Below are 21,778 nucleotides of genomic sequence, written 5' to 3' on the forward strand. Positions count from 1 at the left end.
AGCCTTATTAATTATAACATCTTTTTAAGGTATTGTCCTGTATAAGAATTTTCAACTTTAATAATTTCTTCAGGAGTTCCTGAAGCTAAAATAGTTCCTCCTCTTTCTCCACCTTCAGGACCTAAATCTATAATATAATCTGCAGATTTTATAACATCAAGATTGTGTTCTATAACTACTACTGTATTTCCAGCATCAGTAAGCCTTTGAAGAATATCAATAAGCCTTTTAACATCGTCTATATGAAGACCTGTTGTAGGTTCATCTAAAATATAAAAAGTTTTTCCAGTACTTCTTTTGGAAAGTTCATAAGCAAGTTTAATTCTTTGAGCTTCTCCACCAGATAATTGAGTTGAAGGCTGCCCAAGCTTTATATAACCAAGACCTACATCCATAAGAGTCTGAAGCTTACTTTTTATTCTTGGAATATTTTCAAAAAAATTTATTGCCTCTTCAACAGTCATATTAAGAACATCATCTATATTTTTACCTTTATATTTTACTTCAAGAGTTTCTCTATTATATCTTTTTCCTTTACATACCTCACAAGGTACATAAACATCAGATAAAAATTGCATTTCTATCTTTATAATTCCATCTCCACTACAAGCTTCACATCGCCCGCCCTTAACATTAAAACTAAAACGTCCTGGTTTATAACCTCTCATTCTAGCCTCTGAAGTTGAAGCAAAAACTTCTCTTATAATATCAAAAACTCCTGTATAAGTTGCAGGATTAGAACGAGGTGTTCTTCCTATTGGGCTTTGGTCTATATTTATTATTTTATCAATATTTTCAATACCAATTATATCTTTATGTTTACCTGGTATATCTTTTGAATTATTTAATTTTTTATTTAATCCTTTATAAAGTATTTCATTTACAAGAGTACTTTTACCAGAACCAGAAACTCCTGTAACAGCAGTAAACACTCCAATAGGAAATTTTACATCTATATTTTTAAGATTATTTTCCTTTGCTCCTATAACAGTTATATAATTTTCATTAGGTTTTCTTCTTTCTTTTGGAACAGGGATAAATTTTTTACCACTTAAATACTGTCCTGTAATAGACTCTTCACATTTTGAAATTTCATCTAATGTTCCAACAGCTACAACCCTTCCTCCATGTTCTCCTGCACCAGGTCCTATATCCACAATACAATCTGCTGCTCTCATAGTATCTTCATCATGCTCTACAACAATAAGAGTATTTCCTAAATCTCTAAGGCGTTTTAAAGTAGCTATAAGTTTATCATTGTCCCTTTGATGAAGCCCTATACTTGGCTCATCAAGTATATATAAAACTCCAACCAAGCTTGAACCTATTTGTGTAGCAAGTCTTATTCTTTGGGCTTCGCCTCCAGATAAAGTACCTGCATTTCTCCAAAGATTTAGGTAATCTAAACCAACATCTATTAAAAATTTAAGTCTGTTTTTTATTTCTTTTAATATCTGACTGCTTATTATAGTATCCTTTTCTGAAAGTACTAAATTTTCTACATAATCAAGTTCATCTTTTATTGACATAAGACAAAATTCATATATATTTTTATCTCCTACTGTTACAGCTAAAACTTCAGGTTTAAGCCTTGCTCCTTTACATTTAGGGCAAGGTGCATCACTCATATAGTTTTCAATTTCACTTTTAATATAATCAGAATTACTTTCCATATATCTTCTTTTTAAACTATTTATAACACCTTCAAATTTATGATTAAACTCTCCTACTCCGCTTTCTCTTTCATATCTAACTTTTATTGTTTTACCTTCCGTTCCATATAAAAGTATTTTAACTATTTCAGGAGGAAGTTTTTCAATTGGAGTATCTAAACTAAAATTATATTCTTTAGCTAAAGCTTTAAGCACACTATAAGTCCAGGAATCATCTTTACCACTTGTACCTGCCCAAGGCAAAATTGCTCCTTCTGAAAGACTTTTACTTTTATCTGGAATAACTAAATTTTCATCTATTTCCATAAGAGTCCCAAGTCCATCACATTTATCACATTTCCCAAAAGGAGAATTAAATGAAAACATTCTTGGAGCTAATTCATCTATGCTTATGCCGCAATCAGGGCATGCAAATTTTTCACTAAAAAGGACATCTCCTTTTCCTATAATGTTTACTAAAACTAATCCTTCCCCAAGTTCTAATGCAGTTTCTATAGAATCAGCTAATCTGCTTTTTATGTCTTCTTTTATAACAAGTCTATCTACAACAGCTTCTATATTATGTTTTTTATTTTTTTCAAGCTTTATATCTTCTTCTGAAAGCTCTATAATTTCCCCATCTATTCTAGCTCTTACAAAACCATTTTTCCTTATGTTTTCTAAAATTTTAACATGCTCTCCTTTTCTTCCTTTTACAAGTGGAGCAAGTATTTGAATTTTAGTTCTTTCTGGCATTTCCATTATTTTATCTACCATCTGATCTACAGTTTGTGCTTTAATTTCTTTACCACACTTTGGGCAATGAGGAACGCCTATTCTAGCATATAAAAGTCTTAAATAATCATATATTTCTGTAACAGTTCCAACAGTAGAACGTGGATTTCTGCTAGTAGTTTTTTGATCTATAGAAATAGCAGGAGATAAGCCTTCTATATATTCTACATCAGGCTTATTCATCTGACCTAAAAATTGTCTTGCATAAGCAGAAAGTGATTCTACATATCTTCTTTGTCCCTCTGCATATAAAGTATCAAAGGCAAGAGAAGATTTACCAGAACCAGAAAGTCCTGTGAATACAATAAATTTATCTCTAGGTATTTCAAGATCCACATTTTTTAAATTATGAACCTTAGCACCTTTTATAATAATTTTTTCCTTCATTAGTACCTCCATTTTTATAAAACTAACTATTTTGTTTTCTGCTTTTTAAGTTTAAATATAATATCCCTAAGTTGGGCTGCTCTTTCAAATTGCAAATCTTTAGCAGCTTGTGACATTTCCATTTCATATTTTTCTATAAGTTTATCTATATTTTCGTTATTAGCTACAATTGCTTCTTCCAAGCTTTCATAATGATTTTCTTCTGCTTTTGTAACTTCAATAATTTCTCTTATATCTTTAACAACTGTAGAAGGCACAATACCATTTTTTTTGTTATATTCCATTTGAATCTTTCTTCTTCTATTTGTTTCACTTATAGCTCTTTCCATAGATTTAGTTATAACATCTGCATACATTATAACTTTACTTTCTGAATTTCTAGCTGCTCTTCCTATAGTCTGTATAAGAGAAGTTTCAGATCTTAAAAATCCTTCTTTATCCGCATCTAAAATAGCTACTAAAGCAACTTCAGGGATATCAAGTCCTTCTCTTAAAAGATTTATACCCACAAGTACATCAAATTCACCTTTTCTTAAATCTCGTATAATTTTCATTCTTTCAATTGTATCTATATCTGAATGAAGATAATTAGTTTTAATATTCATATCTTTAAAATATTTAGTTAAATCCTCTGCCATCTTTTTGGTAAGAGTCGTTACAAGAACCCTAAATCCTTTATCTATTGTATTTTTAATATTTTCATATAAATCATCTATCTGTCCTTTAATAGGTTTTACTATTATTTCAGGATCCAAAAGTCCTGTAGGTCTAATAATCTGCTCTGCCACATTTGTAGAATGTTCAAGCTCATAAGTTGATGGTGTAGCACTTACAAAAACAACCTGATTAAGTTTTTGTTCAAATTCTTCAAATTTTAATGGTCTATTATCATATGCACTTGGAAGCCTAAAACCATACTCTACTAATGTATCTTTTCTAGAACGATCCCCTGCATACATAGCTCTTACTTGCGGAAGGGTAACATGGCTTTCGTCTATAAACATTAAAAAATCTTTTGGAAAATAATCTATAAGAGTCTGTGGTGGTGAACCTTTGGCTCTTCCGTCAAGTATCCGTGAATAATTTTCTATGCCGCTGCAATATCCAACTTCTCTTATCATCTCTATATCAAAATTTGTTCTTTGCTTTAATCTTTGAGCTTCTAAAATTTTATCTTGAGCAATAAGTTCTTTAAGACGTTCTTCTAACTCTTCTTCAATTTTTTTAATAGCTATTTCAAGTTTTTCATAAGAAGTAGCAAAATGAGAAGCTGGAAAAATTGATATATGGCTTCTGCTATTTAGAATTTCGCCAGTTAAAACATCAAATTCTCTAATCTTTTCTATTTCATCTCCAAAAAATTCAACTCTAACAGCTTTATTTGTAGACCCTGCAGGAAAAATATCTAATACATCTCCCCTTACTCTAAATGTACCTCTTACAAAATTAATTTCATTTCGTTCATATTGTATTTCTATAAGTTTTTTAATTACTTCATCTCTATCTTTAATCATTCCTTCTCTTAAAGAAATTGTTAAATTTTTATACTCTTCAGGATTTCCTAAACCATATATACATGAAACTGATGCAACTATTATAACATCTTTTCTTTCAAAAAGTGCTGCTGTAGCAGAGTGTCTAAGCTTATCTATTTCATCGTTTATAGCTGCATCTTTTTCTATATAAGTATCTGTTTGAGGCACATAAGCTTCTGGCTGGTAATAATCATAATAAGAAACAAAATATTCTACCGCATTATTAGGAAAAAACTCTCTAAACTCAGAACAAAGCTGAGCAGCGAGAGTTTTATTGTGAGCCAAAACCAAAGTAGGTTTTTGAACTCTTTCGATTATATTAGCCATAGTGAAAGTTTTTCCAGAACCAGTTACTCCAAGAAGAGTCTGAAATTTTTCACCACGTTCTATTCCCTTGGAAATACTATCTATAGCCTGAGGCTGATCACCAGTAGGCTTAAATTTTGAACTTATTTTAAATTTACCCATTTATATCACTCACTTTACGAACATTTGTTCAATAATAATTATTCTATACTTTTATAATGTCTATGTCAATAATTCTTAATTAGTAAGTGAGAGTATATATTTTTTAAAACTTTATATTAATAAACTACTTATATTAAGTATAATACTTAATATAAATATATAATTGTATAGAATTTAAGTAAAAATGTAAATCTCTTAAAACAGTTTAAATAATAAAACTGTTTTAAGAGATTTACATTAATTTTTTATTCATCGTCATCTTTTTTATTTTTAATTTTATCAAATATTTCTTTAAATTTAGTTTCATCATAATGTATTACAGTACTATCTTTAGGAATGTTTTTAGGCACAAAAACTATTCCTATTTTTTTTTCTTTATTCATTTTGTTATAACTTACTTCATAATGCTTGCCCATTCCTCTTTCAATTTTGAAACTAATATAATTTACTCCTTCTATCGATGGATACAAAATATCATTTTCACTTGTAATTTTTTTATTATTAACTTCTACTAATAAATCCCCACTTTTAATTCCCATTTCTTGTGCTGGAGAGTTAGGTGCTACCTCTAGAACCATAATCCCATTATCTCCACTTACATATTTAGGATTTCTTTTTACTTCAAGGAAATTTTGTATATTAATCATAAATTCATGAGCCACAGGTGTAAATATTATTAAAAGAAGTTTATACATATAACTTAAATATGAAAACTGAGCTAACACAAAAAGTATTATGCTATATAGTAAAAGTGCTATACCTGAAGAAAAAGTTTTTTCTTCTTTACTTTTAGTAAATGTTACACTACTATATCCTATTATACTAAAGTAGGCAAATAAGGTAACTGCAGCTCCTTTTGCCATATTTAAAAATGGTGAAATTTTAAGAAAAGGCCACCAACTAGGAGTTGCAATATTTTGAGTATATTCTAAATTAATTGGATTGTTAATTATTAAAAATAATGCTACTGGAACTAGCCAATTTCTTCTAAGAGCAAAACCGCCTATTATTTTATCTCCTCTATTTGTAAATACAGGAATAGCACCTCTTTTACCATCTATAATAACTAAAATTCCTTCTATAAAATGAAGAACAGAAATTAATACTATAAGAGAGCCTATATCTATTTTAAGAATGTCTACATTTGCTAAATCTATAACACTTCCAAATAAATTTATTTTAACTCCAGCATATATCTTTGATATAAGTTCTAAAATTAAACTTAAAATTCCAAGCAATGCTCCTGAATATGCAAAGCATATAAACCTTGGTTTTATAAACATAAAAAATATTGATATTAAAAATATTAAATATATAGCTGAATTTTCATCAAAAGCTACTCCTAAAAAGGCAAGTATAATGCTGGAGACTGCTCCAGCAATTATACCTATTACTATTTGAGAAATAGTAAGCTCTAATGAAGAGTCAAAATTTTCTCCAACTATCATCTTTTGCATTATAGTTATATTCTTATTTTGTCTATACAACATAAAAGCAAGCATTATAAGAATTAATACACTATTAGGATTTACTAAAGTGTAAGCAATAGCTCTTAAAGTATTTATTAAAATGCTCATGTAAAAAAATTCTCCTCAAATAAAATTATTTCATTTTTTCTTTTAATGTTTCTAATGCTTTATTAAATTGTGGATCTTTATTCCTTGCATATGGTTCTTTTAAAAGTTCCTCAGGATACTTAACTTCTATATCTGGCTTAATACCTGTTTTGTGTATATTTACTCCATTAGGAGTATAGTATTTAGATATTGTAACTTTTAATGCTGTTCCATCTCCAGTATCAACTAAAGTTTGAACAACTCCCTTTCCGAAGGTTTTTTCGCCTACCAATGTTCCTACTTTATAATCTTTTACTGCACCTGAAACTATTTCAGAAGCACTAGCAGTAAGTCCATCAGTCAATACAACTAAAGGCATTCCTATTGCTATTCCTCCCTTAGATTTATACTTTTCTTCTTTTTTGTATTTATCAATAGTAGAAACTATTACTTCTCCCTTTGGTACAAAATTTGATACTACATCTACGCAAGTAGATAATAACCCTCCTGGATTTTGTCTTAAGTCTAAAATTATTCCTTTAGCACCTTTATCTTTCAAATCTTTTAATTTTTTATTAAAATCTTCTCCTGTGTTTTTATCAAACATAGAAATTCTTATATAGCCTATATTGTTAGAAAGAAGTTCACCACTTACAGTTTGTAAATTTATTTTAGCTCTTTTTACAGTATATGTATATGTTTCTTTCCCATTTCTTGTAACTGTTATATTTACAGTTGTACCTTCTTTTCCTTTCATCATAGCCACTGCATTTTGATAGTCTTTACCAGATACTTTAGTATCATTTACTTTTTCTATAACATCTCCTGGAAGTATACCTGCCTTTTGTGCTGGTGAATCATCAAACGTACTTAAAACTATTATTTTATCATCCTTTACTTCTATTTGAAGTCCTATACCTGAATAACTTCCCTCTGTTTGAGTATTAAACGCTTGAAATTCTTCTTGATTCATAAATACAGTATAAGGATCTTCAAGAGATGCTGTCATGCCTTTAATAGCTCCTTCTACTAATTTATTTTCATCTATTGGTCCATCATATAATTTATATATAAGATCCCTCACTTCAAATAATTTATTGTAACTTGAAATATTTTCATTATTTCCTGCTTGTATTACATGCCCAGTTGAAAATATAGGCAACGTTTTTGCGCTTACAAAGGTTAATACATTAGTAGCTAAAACAATAGCTATTGTTCCAGCTATCCATTTTTTCTTATTATTCATATATTTATCTCTCCTCACTACTTAGGCATTTTTATTTTTACTATATCTATATATTTATATAAATCTTCAATAATTATAACACTAAAAAAAATAAATTTGCAAAAACATTGCAAATTTATTTTTAATCATTTATTTAACATAATATGGAGTTGGATTAATAGTACTTCCATTTGGTTTCCTTATTTCAAAATGAAGATGCGGTCCTGTGGAATTTCCAGTACTTCCAGCTCTTGATATAAGTTGTCCACCTTTTACAGTTTGTCCTACACTAACTGCTAAAGAAGAATTGTGTGCATACAAACTTATAATATCTCCATGATCAATCATAACAACATTCCCATATCCTCCCTGGACTCCAGCATAAATTACCTCACCATCTTTTAAAGCATATATAGGTGTTCCATACCCAACTCCAATATCTATACCAGTATGAGGTTTTTGCACTCCAAATATAGGATGAATTCTTGGACCATAAGGAGAAGTTATAGGATAAACTCTTCCTGTAACACAATATAACTTTTGAGCACTATTACTAGAAGAAGACTGAGATAAAATTGTTTGATTAGTATTAGTAGTGTTATTAGTATTAGTACTACTGGTGTTTGCAGCTGATCCGCCTCTACTTGCTTCTTGCTCAGCTTTTTTCTTAGCCTCCTCAGCTTTTCTTCTCGCTTCTTCTGCTTTTTTCCTAGCCTCTTCTTCCTTTTTCTTTTTTATAGTAGCTATTAATGAGGCTATTGCCTGCGATTCCTTTTCTTCCTCTTCAATCATTTTTTCATAGGAAGCTTTATCTTTTTCTAAAGATTCCATTAAGTTTTGTTTTTGAGCTAAATTTGCTTGAAGTTCTTTATATTGCTTATCTGCTTGAGTTTTTAAAACTATATTTTCTTTTTTAGTTTTATCAAGTTCAGCCTTTTGAAGTTCTAAAGCTTTTTTATTATTTTCCATACTTTCAATTAATTTTTTATCATATTCCATAACTCTACTTATAGATTCAATTCTAGAAAAAAACTCTGAAAAACTATTAGAACTAAAAATTAGTTCTAAATAGCTTTCATTCCCATTTACATAAAGAGCTCTTACCCTTTTTTTAAATAGTTCATCTTGTTCTTCCAAATTTTTTTTGCTCTCTTCTATTTTTTTCTCATAGTTTTTTATTTTTTTATCTATATTTGTAATTTTACTATTTAAATTTTTTAATGTTTTTTCTGATTCATTTACCTTTTCATCAAGCTGTTCTACGCTCTTTTTTGTGTCCATATGTTTTTGGTTAATATTTTCCAATTCTTCTTTTTTATCATTTATTGAATTTTGAATGTTTTTCAAATTATTTTGAGCATCATTTAAATTATCAGCTTTTACTGTAATTACAGAAGTAATACTCAAGGTTAGTGCTAATACTAGACTTACCCCTTTTTTCATAAATATTCCCCCAAACTTTTAAGATGTTACTAAAATAAGTTTGTTATTTATTTAAAAGTTTATATTAGACTTTTAATATATAAGTATCCTAATTTTTAAACCACTTTTAAACTACTAAAAATTTTCTAATTGCCATTATACTACCAACTATTCCTATAAAAATTCCCCCAAGAATAAATTCCCCTAGTATAACGCTATATACATAAGCTGGATTTATAAGTGGTATCATCATAATTTGTGCAGACATTTTTATAAAAACAAATTTATATCCATAATAGAGTAAAAGATCTGCAACAATAGCTCCTAATATACCTATAAACATACCTTCCAATATAAAAGGCCATCTTATGAACCAATCTGTAGCACCAATATATTTCATTATATTAATCTCTTTTCTTCTAGAATATACAGTAAGTTTTATAGTATTGCCTATAAGGAATAAAGAAACTCCTATAAGTATCACAAATATAATAATTCCTATCCATCTTATAGCATTACTAAATGTTATAATTTTATCTACTACTTCTTTAGCGTCTTTTATTGTTTCAATTCCAGACATACCTTCTATATCTTTTACTACTTGAGATATTAACTCAGGTTTTTCTACCTTAACTATGTAAGATGCTGGAAGTGGATTCTCTTTTTCAAGGCCTTCTAAAGCTGATTCATACTGTTTCCCAAATCTGCTTTTTAAATTTTCAAGAGCTTTAGCCTTGCTTTCATATTCAACATTCGTAACACTTGATGTATTTTTTAATTTATTTTCAATAGCCTTTTGTTCATCAAGTTTTATATCATCTTTTAAAATTATTTTTATTTCTACTTTAGATTCCATTTCGCTCATAACTTGATTTATGTTTTGTATAGTAAGTAAAAATGTTCCAACTATAAACAAAGTTGCTGCAACAGTTGCTGCAGAAGCTATACTTATAGTTTTATTTCTTTTTAAACTTTTGGCTGCATCACCTATAAAATTAACAAACGTATTAATCTTCATACCCATATGCTCCCCTCTGCTCATCTCTTGATATTACACCTTTTTCAATTGCTATAACTCTCTTTTTCATAGTATCTACTATTTCTTTAGCATGGGTAGCCATAATTATAGTAGTACCTGCACGATTAATATCACTTAATATTTCCATAATTTCCATAGATGTATCTGGATCAAGATTACCCGTAGGCTCGTCCGCAATTAAAATAGATGGATTATTTACTATAGCTCTTGCTAAAGAAACTCTTTGCTGTTCTCCACCAGAGAGCATACTTGGTAGGGATTTATATTTGTTAGAAAGGCCTACAAGTGAAAGCATCATAGGTACTCTTTTTCTTATTTCTTTTTCTGATGCCTCTGTGACTCTCATAGCAAAAGCCACATTTTCATAAACATTTAAAGTAGGAATTAATCTAAAATCTTGGAAAACCACACCTATTTTTCTTCTATAGTATGGAATCTGTTTTCTTTTTAACTTTGTTAAATCTATATTATCATTTAAAATTATTGAGCCTTTAGTAGGTTCTACTTCTTTTAAAATCATTTTTATAAATGTGGATTTTCCTGCACCACTGGATCCTACTAAAAAAACAAATTCTCCTTTTTCAATTTTTATATTAATATCTTTAAGAGCAGTCACATTATTGTCATATATTTTGGTTACATTTTTAAATTCAATCATTACTGCATCTCCCTCTATTTCATATTTATATACAAAATTTATACACAAAAATACATATTTCACTTTTTTATTATAACATAATAATACTAAAATAAACAATTAAGATTTTTTAAAGGAAATATTTACTTTTATATATCTAATATGAAAACTAAATAACAATCTCCTACATGCTCTAATCTAATATATACTCTATTTCTATATTTAAACCTAAAATATTATCATTTTAATGTTAATGTGCAAAATTAGACAAAAAATAAAATAGCCACAAATCAAGCTTTTCCGTTAAACTTAATATCTAAAAAACGAAAAGCACTAAAATTTGTGGCTATTTTTTTATTCATCTCCAAGTATATCTTTAAATCCTTCTCCTAAAACTTCATGAGTTTCACTTACTGTTATAAAAGCTTTATTATCCACATCTTTAATAAATTTTTTAAGTTTTATAAACTGTTTTCTATATAACACAGTATATAAAATATTTGTATCTTTTTTAGTGAATCCACCTTTTCCTTTGAAAATAGTACAGCCTCTATCTAATTCATTAATTATATAATTACTTATTTCATCTATTTTTGTACTTACAACTATAACCTCTTTACAGGTATTTACACCTTCAATTACATTATCTATAACAAAACCATTCATTATAACACAAAGTAAAGAATATAGAGCTATATTTGTGCCAAAAGTAATGCCTGCAAATAAAGTTACAATAAAATCAACAATTAAAATGGCTTTGCCTATATCTATATGAAAAAATTTATTTAATATTTTAGCAATTATGTCTGTTCCTCCAGTAGAAGCATTTTGATTAAAAACTATAGCCATACCTATACCAGAGAGTAAAGTCCCAAATATAGATGCAAGAAGTAAATCATTTGTAATAGCTTTATCAAAAATTTTAAGATTATCTGTTAACCATATAGTTAATGATATACCTAAGCTTGCATATATACTTTTTGCACCAAATTTATTCCCTATTACTGCAAAAGCTATTATAAATAATACGGCATCTATGCCAAGCATTATCATACCAACATTTAAAAAAGGAAAAATACTATTTAGTATTATAGCTATTCCAGAAACCCCTCCTGCTGCTATTTTATTTGGTACTAGGAAAAGTCTAAGAGAAAGTGCTACTAGCATAAAACCTATTGTTATAAATATGTATTCTTTAAATTTTCTCATAAAAACCTCCTCACTTACATATTTTTTAAAAAGAAGGAATTGGCCTTACAAAGTAATCAACTATAAAAGAAAAAGCTAAAATAGAGATTGATATTATAAATATAACATGAGATAAATTTAATTTATGAAAATATGTTTCCCAAGTTTTTTGATAATTAAGAGGTCTCATTAGATCCCATTTTACAAAAGATATTGCTGATATAGATAAGCCAAATACAGATACTATTTGAGATAATCTGCATCCCCAAAGCATTACGTTTATAAAATCAAATCCATATAAAATAAGCCCTATTATAATTCCAAATATAAAAGAACCTATAAAATAATATATTGATAATTTAAGTGCATACAATATATCTTCTATATATTGCTTCATTTAATACCTCCTCTTTTGTATATTTAAAAACAACCAAATATAGGGAGCTTATAAAGCCCCCTATTGTAACCCAACACTTATGGAAAGTGCTTCATCTACCATTTTCATGTCTTTGTCTGTCATATGCCCTATTTTTTCTTTAAGTCTTTTTTTATCCAAAGTTCTTATTTGCTCAAGCAATACTACTGAATCTTTGTTTAAACCATACTCTTCTGAGGAGATTTCAACATGAGTTGGAAGTTTAGCTTTATTTATCTGTGAAGTAATTGCTGCTACAATTACTGTTGGACTGTACTTATTGCCAACATCATTTTGTATAACGATGACTGGCCTTATTCCTCCTTGTTCTGAGCCTACTACTGGGCTTAAATCAGCATAAAATATATCTCCTCTTTTCACTATCGTTGTCATTAGGAAAATCACTCTCCGCTAGCTTCGCTTCATACTTTTTTAATTCATCAACATCATTTGCAAAGCCCATTTCTGCTATTTCAAGATTTAATTGAGCCATTTCCATATATCCCTTTCTCATACTGTCCATTAAACTAAGTCTTTTTTTCTCCTCAATATATACTATTATAGCATCACGAATAAATTCACTTCTTTTTTTGCAATCTTCTTCAAGGGCTTTATTAAATTCATTATACAGTGTTTCATTAAGATTAACCACCAGTTTTTTTGAACCTGCCATGGGAAAAACGCCTCCTAAAAATCCGTATACTAAGTACTTATCGAAAAGTAACATAATTGTTAATAATTTGCAGCACTAAAATATATTAGATATACAAAAGTGCACAAATATGTACTATATTATTATAATTTAAAATTATTATAATTTAAAATATTAAAATATGTCAAAGCAAATTATTGATATTTCCCCATTCTTAGGCATAATAGCATTATAACACAACTTAAAAAATAATTAAATATAATTTCTAATTTTTATAACTTTTCCAGACTTTAAATACACTCTAGGTACCCTTTTACTTATCATGCAAGTTACTTCATAGTTTATAGTTCCTATTAATTTTGCTATATCATCTGCATCAAATTTTAAATTATCTTTTTCTCCTAAAAGTATAACTTCATCTCCAAGCTGTACATTTTTTATATCTGTAACATCGACCATACATTGATCCATACAAATTCGTCCTACTACCGGAGCAAAGCTTCCATTTATAATTACCTTTGCTTTTTCAAATAAAAATCTAGTATATCCATCTGCATAACCTACAGGAAGGGTAGCTATAATACTTTCTCTATTTGTTTTAAATTTTCTTCCATATCCTATATATTCTCCAGCTGGAAGTTTTTTTATGTGAACAATATTAGTTTTTAAACTCATTACAGGTTTTAAATTTATTTTTTCTCTGCTTACTTCTTCAGAAGGATAATAACCATAAAGTATTACTCCAGGTCTTACTGCTTCAAAATGTGATTTAGGCAAATCAATTATAGCAGCACTATTGGCAATATGTCTAATATTTATTTTAATGCCTTTTTTTATTAATTTATCATAAAATTCATTAAATTTTTTTAATTGAAGTTCTGTATAAGTTTTATCTTCTTCATCTGCAGTAGAAAAATGAGAATAAAGCCCTTCTATAATTATATTTGGTAATTTACTAATTTTATATACATCTTCTACACTTTCATCATTGGGCAAAAATCCTATTCTGCCCATTCCTGTATCTAATGCAATATGTATTTTTGCCTTTTTATTTTTCTTTTGAGCCATATTAGATATTTCTTTAGCTAACTCATAAGAATAAACTGTCTGTTCTATATCATATCGTAAAAGCATATCTATAAGGCTTGGAGGAGTAAACCCTAAAATAATTATAGGTGCTTTAATTCCTCCCCGTCTTAATTCTATAGCCTCATTTAAAACTGCTACAGCAATTTTTGTAGCTCCATTTTCTAAAAGTGTTGGTGCTATATCTAAAGCTCCATGCCCATAACCATCTGCTTTAATAACTGCTATAATATCTTTACTTTTAGAAATTTTCCTTATTTCTCTCATATTATGTGCTAAATTATCTAAATTTACTTCTGCCCATACTGGTCTTAAATGCTTAAACAAAACTTTGCCTCCTATCTTTTGTGCTTAAATATTATTATAAAATTATTTCATTTATTCTCCGTTTGAAATAGATTTTTATTAAGCTTTGGATTAACTTCAAAGTTTTTATAGGTTACCTTAATTTTTTCATTGTTTTTTTCATCGTATATAAATATATACTCAGGTATATAGTTTTCAAGATTAACATACATTTGTGCATTATCAATATTTTTATTTGAAGTTGGAATAATAAGTTTTATAATTTGATATTTTTTCCCATCTATTTCTTTAAAATCATATTTTATTTCTTCATTAGTATATAAAAGTTCAATGTATTTTTCAATAAAAGTATATATAAAGCCTTCATCAAATTCTTTATCAACAGTATATTTAACATTATTTTTTACATCATTAGCATATATCTTGTCCTCTTTATAAATAAAAATTTTATCTTCATCAAGTTTCATAACATGGCCTAAATTTTTATCATAATAATGTTTTCCTTCGTATGTTATTACTTGTTTATCATTTTTTATTTCCATTTTAAAATCTGATGTATATGTGTTTAAATCTTTTAAAAAATTAACTACTTCCTCAGGGCTTTTATTTTTTTTTATGCAAGATCCAAATATTATAGGAAAAATAAGCATCAAAGAAAATAGTATTAATATTTTTTCCCTCATGGCAGCCTCCAAACTTAAATGTACTTCAATATTAATACTATTCTTATTGTTTTATTAATATTCTTTAATAGAAATTTCTTTTAATTATTTTGAAATTTTTTTATTATATAAGGAATACTTTCAATAACATGACTTGCATTTACGCAAAACATCTCTTTAGAAAGCTTTTCTCCAGTATATCCATGTATAAATGCAGAAATATACGCAGCTTTTAAAGGCTCATATTTTTGAGCTATAAAAGATGCTATAATACCAGTTAAACAATCTCCCATACCACCTGAAGCCATAGAACTATTCCCAGTTGAATTTATAAATACATATTCTCCATCAGTTATTACAGTATTATAGCCTTTTAATAGCACTATAATTCCATAATCTTGTGCTAATTTTTTAGAAACCTCTATTCTATGTTCATTTATATATTCTGTTTCAAAGCCTGTTATTCTTGACATCTCTCCTACATGAGGAGTTATTATAATTTTACATTTTTTATTTTCTAAAATATGAAGATTATCTTTTAGCATATTTATACCATCTGCATCTATAATTACAGGGCATTTAGCATTTAATATAACATATTTTAAAATTTCAAAGGTTTTTGCATTATTCCCAAGACCAGGACCTATGGCAATAGCATTGCTTTTTTGTATTAATTCTTTAAGTTTAGTTTCATCATTATAAGATATAGTCATAGCTTCTATAAGCTTAGAACTTAAAATATCTTGTATTTCTTCATTACATGCTAATGTAACAAGTCCTGCCCCGCTTCTTACTGCTGCTTCAGTGCATATATATGAAGCTCCTGTAAAACCTTTTGAACCTGCAATAATTAATACTCTTCCATAATCTCCTTTATGTGAATATTTATCTCTAATTTTAATACTATTTTTTATAAGAGTTTTATCTACAATAAATTCCTTATCATAAAATTTGTCTTCTACAAATTTAGGAATTCCAATATCTTCTACAATAATTTCACCTGTGTATTTATCATTTCCGTAATTTAAAAAACCTCTTTTATAATACTGAAAAGTAACTGTTTTATTTGATTTTATACAATTCCCCATGACTTCTCCAGTATCACCATTAAGTCCTGAGGGTATATCTATAGATAAAGTAAATTTACTATTTTCATTTATTATAGTTATGGCTAAATCATATATACCTTCTATATTCCTTGTAATTCCTGTTCCAAATAAAGCATCTATACACATATCGCAGCGTGCTGCTGCTTCTTTTAATTCATTGGCGTCTTCTAGATTATTTACTTTATTAATTTTTAAATCCATATTTTTTAAAATATTATAATTTGTTCTGCAATCAGAAGTCATTTTATCTTGTGAACCTATAAAAAATATTTCTACATTTTTATTAATTGAAAAAAGATGTCTAGCTACAGCAAAACCATCTCCACCGTTGTTACCAGTTCCACATAAAACTAAAAAACTTTTAAAATTATTAAAATCTATATTTTTAATAATTTTAAGAGCTGCATTTTCCATCAAAACAATACCAGGTATTTTCAAAACTTCTATACAAAATTTATCAATTTTTCTTGTTATAGAACTAGAAGCTATTTTCATCTTCTTCACCTTCATTTGAATTACTTTCAATTAAAGCATAAGCAATAGCATTATCTTCTCCATGACTTATACTTATATGTATTTTGCATTCCCCGTACTTTTGTATTAAAAGTTTAGCTTTGCCTTTAAGTACAACAATAGGTTTCCCTAATGCAGTTCTATCTATTACTATATCTTTAAAATCAAAGCCTCTAAAACCTGTGCCTAAGGCTTTAGAAACAGCTTCTTTAGCAGCAAATCTTCCAGCTATATACTCTGGTCTTAAATTTCTGCTTTTTAAATATTCAATTTCTTCTTTACTAAATAATTTATCCATAAATTTATCATTTTTATCTAAAGCTTCTTTTATTCTTCTTATTTCTACTATATCTACTCCAACACCAATTATCATTAAATTCACCCCTAATTTATATTGGTACTTATATTTTACCACTAAAAAATTTTTAATAATAGTAAAAAATAAAAAAGAGGAAAATTCACCCTCTTTTTTAATAAGCAGATATTTCTTTTAAAGCCTCATCAAAATCTACAATATATTCATCTATATACTCACCTAAAACATCTATAAGATGTATTGGTGAAACGCCTCTATCATATAAAAGCTTTAGAAGATTATGTACTTTATGCCTATGTGGACTTATACTTTCAACACAATCTCTTTCAATATTTACTATAGATCCATTTACAACATCTTGTCTTTCTATTTCAATTCCGTAAGATTGAACTATCATTTCATCTCCACCTAAAGTAAGAGAAACAGTATTTCTTGTAAGCCTATAAAAATAGTTTCTCTTCATATCTTCGCATATTTCATTCCTAATCATATTTTCAACTATCACCATAACATTTCGTTCTATGTATATCTTATAATTTTTATTTAGATATAAACTTGTCCACATTATTAACATTAATTATTAACATATGTGGATTGTTTTTTACTATTTTAAAATCAGCTACATAGAACATTTCTTCACCCCCTGAATAACTCTTTACCACAATATTAACATTATTAACATAAAAACATTGTCGTTTTATGAAAATGTTATCAAATTTCTTATACCCATAATATGACATGTAAATCACATTAGTTCCATTAGTTACAAAATTATATGTATTTTGATTACATATTTTATATAAATTATTGTAAATCATGTCGAATTTAGAATAATAATGACTATATTTTTTTATTTAATACAGTGTCATTTATTACTTGTACAATTAAGCTTTCTTTTATCCTTATGTACTTACAAATATCTTCCAAAATCAAAATACATGCAATAACAGCTCCAATATCTTCCCCCTTATATTCTGTTAAAAAATATTCTCTTTTGTACTTATCCACAATGTCTTTTTTGCATTTTATTTCACTATAAATGGATTCTAAAGTATGATACAAAATAGAGTAAGAAATAGTTACAAAATCCTTTTGAGATTTTTCACTGCCATTTATCACATCCCTTATTATTTTATTTAAAGCTGTATTTTTATAGTACTCTTCTATTTTTATGTTATAATTGTTCCCAATATGCTTACCTAATATATTTGCATCTATTACTGCTATTTCTCCATTTGTGTTGAAAAGTATACTAAATTCTATATCCTCATTTTTTTCTTTTTTTATTTCTTGTATAATTTTTTTCATTCTATAATTAAAACTTGAAGTAAATTTTGAATCTAGTACAAAATATTCAAGTTCTCTAGCTGAAGCTACAGAAACAAAATCAGAAAATTTTCTATATATTTTTTTCATAAATTCTTTATTTTTCATTTTCTCATCCTCCGTTAACACTTTTTTATTTTATGCATAAAATAAAAAATTATACAAAAACATTTAAATAAATATTTTTGTATAGTTTTCTAAATCAAACATATATTTCTTTATTCATTTATTAAAAATAAAGCTGTATTTAAAATTTTTATTAACCTTTACATTCTTTTATGATATACTTTACATTAAGGTATATTGTACTTTTACCTATATATATGTTTACTCAAAATATTTTTGTTTGTTTTGAGTTTACACTTTTATTAAAGTTTTATAAATTATATAAAAAACTGTGGGAGGGTTTTAATTGAAAGATGTAAAAGCTTGTTTATTTGATTTAGACGGAGTTATAGTAGATACTGCAAAATACCATTATCTTGCTTGGAAAAGATTAGCAGAAGAATTAGGTTTTGAATTTACTAAAGAACAAAACGAAAGACTTAAAGGTGTGAGCCGAATGAAATCCTTAGATATACTTTTAGAAATTGGAGGTCTTTCTTTTGATGATAAAACAAAAGAAAAACTTGCAGAGAAAAAAAATAATTGGTATGTAGAGTATATATCTAAAATGGATTCTTCAGAAATACTCCCAGGGGTAATAAGTTTTTTAAACTCTTTAAAAGAAAATAATATTAAAATAGCTCTTGGTTCTGTAAGCAAAAATTCAAAATTAATATTAGAAAAAACAGGTATAACACACTATTTTGATGCAATAATAGATGGAACTAAAATAACTCATGCTAAACCTAATCCTGAAGTTTTTCTTAAAGGTGCTCAAGAATTAAATATAGATCCAAAATATTGTGTAGTATTTGAAGATGCACAAGCAGGAATAGAGGCAGCTATAAATGCTGGTATGCACAGCATAGGTGTTGGTTCCCCTGAAATATTAAATAAAGCTGATTTAGTCATACCATCTTTTGAAGATATGACAATAGAGAAACTTTGGTTAGTTTGATTTAACTAACCTTAAATTTATAATCTTTATGCAAACGCTTGTCTATATTTAATTTTATTTTATGAAAGGAAGATGTAAATATTATGAAACAATATTTTAAAATTGATGAATGGAATATAATCGAGGAAAATTTTTCTCCTGAAGAAAATAGAGTTGCAGAAAGTGTATTTAGCTTAGGAAATGGTCATATGGGACAAAGGGCAAATTTTGAAGAAAAATATAGTGGTGATTCTCTTCAAGGTAGTTATATGGCTGGAGTTTATTATCCTGATAAAACAAGAGTAGGCTGGTGGAAAAATGGATATCCTGAATATTTTGCTAAAGTTTTAAATTCAACAAATTGGATAGGCATAGACATAGTTATAAACGGTGAAACTTTAGATTTAGCTAAAGCCAAAGTGAAAAATTTTAAAAGAGTTTTAAATATGAAAGAAGCTTACTTAAAAAGAAGTTTTACAGCTACTTTATCTAATGGAAATACAGTAAATGTAGAAAGTTTAAGATTTTTAAGTGCAGTATATCCTGAAATTGGTGCTATAAAATATTCTATAACTCCTGTTAATTTTTCTGGAGAAATTATAATAACACCTTATTTAGATGGTGATGTTATAAATGAAGACTCAAATTATGATGAAAAATTTTGGGAAGAAGTTGAAATTATTCCATCGTCAGATATTTCAACTTTAGTTATAAAAACAAAAAAACTTGATTTTCATCTTTCCTCTTCAATGAAATTTGATGTATTTAAAGATGGAAATTTAATAAAAGATGAAATAAAAATAGATAAAAAGGAAAAATTTGTTTCAAATACTCTAAAAATTCATGCTGAAGAAGGAAAAGAAATTGTTGTTTATAAATATGTTTCTAATGTAACTTCACGAGATCACTCTTTAAAAAATTTAGTTCCTTATGGTAAAGAAATATTAACAAAAGCCTATAATGAAGGCTTTGAAAATCTTTTAAAAAATCATATTAAAGTTTGGGAAAACAAATGGTTGGAAAGTGATATAGTTATTGAAGGAGATACTGCTGCACAACAAGGAATCAGATTTAATATATTTCAGCTTAATCAAACCTATACTGGTGAAGATGAACGTTTAAATATAGGTCCTAAAGGTTTTACTGGTGAAAAATATGGAGGAAGCACATATTGGGATACAGAGGCCTACTGTCTGCCTTTTTATTTATCTACTTCTGATCAAAAGGTAGCTAGAAATTTATTAATTTATAGATATAAACACCTTGAAAAAGCTAAAGAAAATGCTAGAAAGCTTGGTTTTAAAAAAGGTGCATTGTACCCAATGGTTACAATGAATGGTGAAGAATGTCATAATGAATGGGAGATAACTTTTGAAGAAATTCACAGAAACGGAGCAATAGCATATGCTATATACAATTATGTAAATTATACTGGAGATAAATCTTATTTAGGTCAATACGGATTTGAAGTTCTTGTTGAAATATCAAGATTTTGGGAAGAAAGAGTTCACTACGCTCCTAGAAAAGGTAAATATGTAATTCATGGAGTTACAGGCCCAAATGAATATGAAAATAATGTAAATAATAATTGGTACACCAATAGAATAGCTTCATGGACAATGGAATATACTTTAGAAGTTATAGATTATTTAAAAAATAATGAACCTGATAGATATAATGAATTGATTAACAAACTTGATCTTAAAGAAGAAGAAATCATTAAATGGAAAGATATTATAAAAAATATGTTTTATCCTGTAGATGAAGAGCTTGGAATATTTCTGCAGCAAGAAGGTTATATGGATAAAGAACAACGTCTTGTGTCAGAATTAAGCGAAGAAGATAGACCTTTAAATCAAAAATGGTCTTGGGATAGAATATTGCGTTCTTGTTTTATAAAACAAGCCGATGTACTTCAAGGTTTATATTTCTTAGAACATTTATATGATGATGAAACTATAAGAAGAAACTTTGAATTTTACGAGCCTAGGACAGTACACGAATCTTCTTTATCACCATGTGTTCATTCCATTTTAGCTTCAAAACTTGGAATGCATGATAAAGCTTATGAAATGTATTTAAGAACTTCAAGGCTTGATTTAGATAACTATAACAATGATACAAAAGATGGATGCCATATAACAAGTATGGCTGGAACTTGGATGTCAGTTGTGCAAGGCTTTGGAGGTATGAGAGTTAGAAATGATAAACTTCATCTAAATCCATTCATACCAAAACACTGGCAATCATTTTCTTTTAAAATCATGTTTAGAGGTACATTATTAAAAGTCAATGTAACTAAAGAAAATATAATAATATCAAACGAAAGTTCTAAAGATTTGATATTATCTGTATATGGTAAAGATTATAAAATTAATGCAAATGATACTTTAAATATTGCATGCTAATAACAAAAATATCAAGTAAAGCTAATAATAATTTCACAA

19 protein-coding genes are annotated in these 21,778 nt (G+C 27.6%); 2 read left to right on the forward strand and 17 right to left on the reverse strand.

Annotated features, from left to right (window positions below; genetic code table 11):
* Positions 1-11 precede the first annotated feature (11 nt).
* The 17 genes from uvrA to B5D11_RS09375 form a co-directional block, all read right to left on the reverse strand.
* A complete protein-coding gene (gene uvrA, locus B5D11_RS09295; protein ID WP_078682755.1) occupies positions 12-2,834 on the reverse strand; it encodes an excinuclease ABC subunit UvrA in 2,823 nt (940 codons plus the stop codon).
* A 26-nt stretch (positions 2,835-2,860) separates the two neighbouring features.
* The gene (gene uvrB / locus B5D11_RS09300) at positions 2,861-4,837 is read right to left on the reverse strand and encodes an excinuclease ABC subunit UvrB (RefSeq protein WP_078682756.1); all 1,977 of its coding nucleotides are present in this window, start codon (positions 4,835-4,837) and stop codon (positions 2,861-2,863) included.
* Positions 4,838-5,082: 245 nt separating this feature from the next.
* A complete protein-coding gene (locus B5D11_RS09305) occupies positions 5,083-6,414 on the reverse strand; it encodes a PDZ domain-containing protein (RefSeq protein WP_078682757.1) in 1,332 nt (443 codons plus the stop codon).
* A 25-nt stretch (positions 6,415-6,439) separates the two neighbouring features.
* On the reverse strand, positions 6,440-7,639 hold the full coding sequence (locus tag B5D11_RS09310) for a S41 family peptidase (protein ID WP_078682758.1): 1,200 nt from the start codon (positions 7,637-7,639) through the stop codon (positions 6,440-6,442).
* A 129-nt stretch (positions 7,640-7,768) separates the two neighbouring features.
* Complete coding sequence (locus B5D11_RS09315) at positions 7,769-9,061, reverse strand: murein hydrolase activator EnvC family protein (RefSeq protein WP_078682759.1); 1,293 nt, start codon at positions 9,059-9,061, stop codon at positions 7,769-7,771.
* 106 nt (positions 9,062-9,167) lie between these two features.
* Entirely contained in the window at positions 9,168-10,058 is an 891-nt protein-coding gene (gene ftsX, locus B5D11_RS09320) for a permease-like cell division protein FtsX (RefSeq protein ID WP_078682760.1), read from the reverse strand.
* Entirely contained in the window at positions 10,048-10,737 is a 690-nt protein-coding gene (gene ftsE / locus B5D11_RS09325; RefSeq protein ID WP_078682761.1) for a cell division ATP-binding protein FtsE, read from the reverse strand. The genes ftsX and ftsE overlap by 11 nt, the downstream gene beginning before the upstream one ends.
* Positions 10,738-11,070: 333 nt before the next feature.
* The gene (locus B5D11_RS09330) at positions 11,071-11,925 is read right to left on the reverse strand and encodes a YitT family protein (RefSeq protein WP_078682762.1); all 855 of its coding nucleotides are present in this window, start codon (positions 11,923-11,925) and stop codon (positions 11,071-11,073) included.
* Positions 11,926-11,950: 25 nt separating this feature from the next.
* A complete protein-coding gene (locus B5D11_RS09335) occupies positions 11,951-12,301 on the reverse strand; it encodes a hypothetical protein (protein ID WP_078682763.1) in 351 nt (116 codons plus the stop codon).
* Between the two features lie 60 nt (positions 12,302-12,361).
* Positions 12,362-12,712, reverse strand: coding sequence for a type II toxin-antitoxin system PemK/MazF family toxin (locus tag B5D11_RS09340; RefSeq protein WP_078682764.1), 351 nt, complete (start codon positions 12,710-12,712; stop codon positions 12,362-12,364).
* The gene (locus B5D11_RS09345) at positions 12,672-12,992 is read right to left on the reverse strand and encodes a CopG family ribbon-helix-helix protein (RefSeq protein WP_078682765.1); all 321 of its coding nucleotides are present in this window, start codon (positions 12,990-12,992) and stop codon (positions 12,672-12,674) included. Before B5D11_RS09345 ends, B5D11_RS09340 begins: the two co-directional genes overlap by 41 nt.
* 231 nt (positions 12,993-13,223) lie before the next feature.
* Positions 13,224-14,384, reverse strand: a complete 1,161-nt coding sequence (gene alr, locus B5D11_RS09350) for an alanine racemase (protein ID WP_078682766.1) — start codon at positions 14,382-14,384, stop codon at positions 13,224-13,226.
* Between the two features lie 47 nt (positions 14,385-14,431).
* Entirely contained in the window at positions 14,432-15,046 is a 615-nt protein-coding gene (locus B5D11_RS09355) for a germination lipoprotein GerS-related protein (protein WP_078682767.1), read from the reverse strand.
* A gap of 80 nt (positions 15,047-15,126) precedes the next feature.
* Positions 15,127-16,629: an NAD(P)H-hydrate dehydratase gene (locus B5D11_RS09360; RefSeq protein WP_078682768.1), complete on the reverse strand. Its 1,503-nt coding sequence runs from the start codon at positions 16,627-16,629 to the stop codon at positions 15,127-15,129.
* Entirely contained in the window at positions 16,613-17,020 is a 408-nt protein-coding gene (gene acpS / locus B5D11_RS09365) for a holo-ACP synthase (protein ID WP_078682769.1), read from the reverse strand. Before acpS ends, B5D11_RS09360 begins: the two co-directional genes overlap by 17 nt.
* 97 nt (positions 17,021-17,117) lie before the next feature.
* Positions 17,118-17,453: a DUF6514 family protein gene (locus tag B5D11_RS09370; RefSeq protein ID WP_242942266.1), complete on the reverse strand. Its 336-nt coding sequence runs from the start codon at positions 17,451-17,453 to the stop codon at positions 17,118-17,120.
* Positions 17,454-17,803: 350 nt separating this feature from the next.
* Positions 17,804-18,397 (reverse strand): hypothetical protein, encoded by a 594-nt coding sequence (locus tag B5D11_RS09375; RefSeq protein ID WP_078682770.1) that lies wholly within the window; start codon positions 18,395-18,397, stop codon positions 17,804-17,806.
* A gap of 304 nt (positions 18,398-18,701) precedes the next feature.
* Between B5D11_RS09375 and pgmB the strand changes: the two genes are divergently transcribed.
* Together pgmB and B5D11_RS09385 are read left to right on the forward strand one after the other, a co-directional pair.
* Entirely contained in the window at positions 18,702-19,352 is a 651-nt protein-coding gene (gene pgmB, locus B5D11_RS09380; RefSeq protein ID WP_078682771.1) for a beta-phosphoglucomutase, read from the forward strand.
* Between the two features lie 83 nt (positions 19,353-19,435).
* Complete coding sequence (locus tag B5D11_RS09385; RefSeq protein WP_078682772.1) at positions 19,436-21,739, forward strand: glycoside hydrolase family 65 protein; 2,304 nt, start codon at positions 19,436-19,438, stop codon at positions 21,737-21,739.
* Positions 21,740-21,778: the final 39 nt, after the last annotated feature.

It is taken from the genome of Clostridium sp. USBA 49, from assembly GCF_900167505.1.
In the GTDB taxonomy this organism is placed as follows: Bacteria; Bacillota; Clostridia; order Clostridiales; family Clostridiaceae; genus Clostridium_AT; species Clostridium_AT prolinivorans.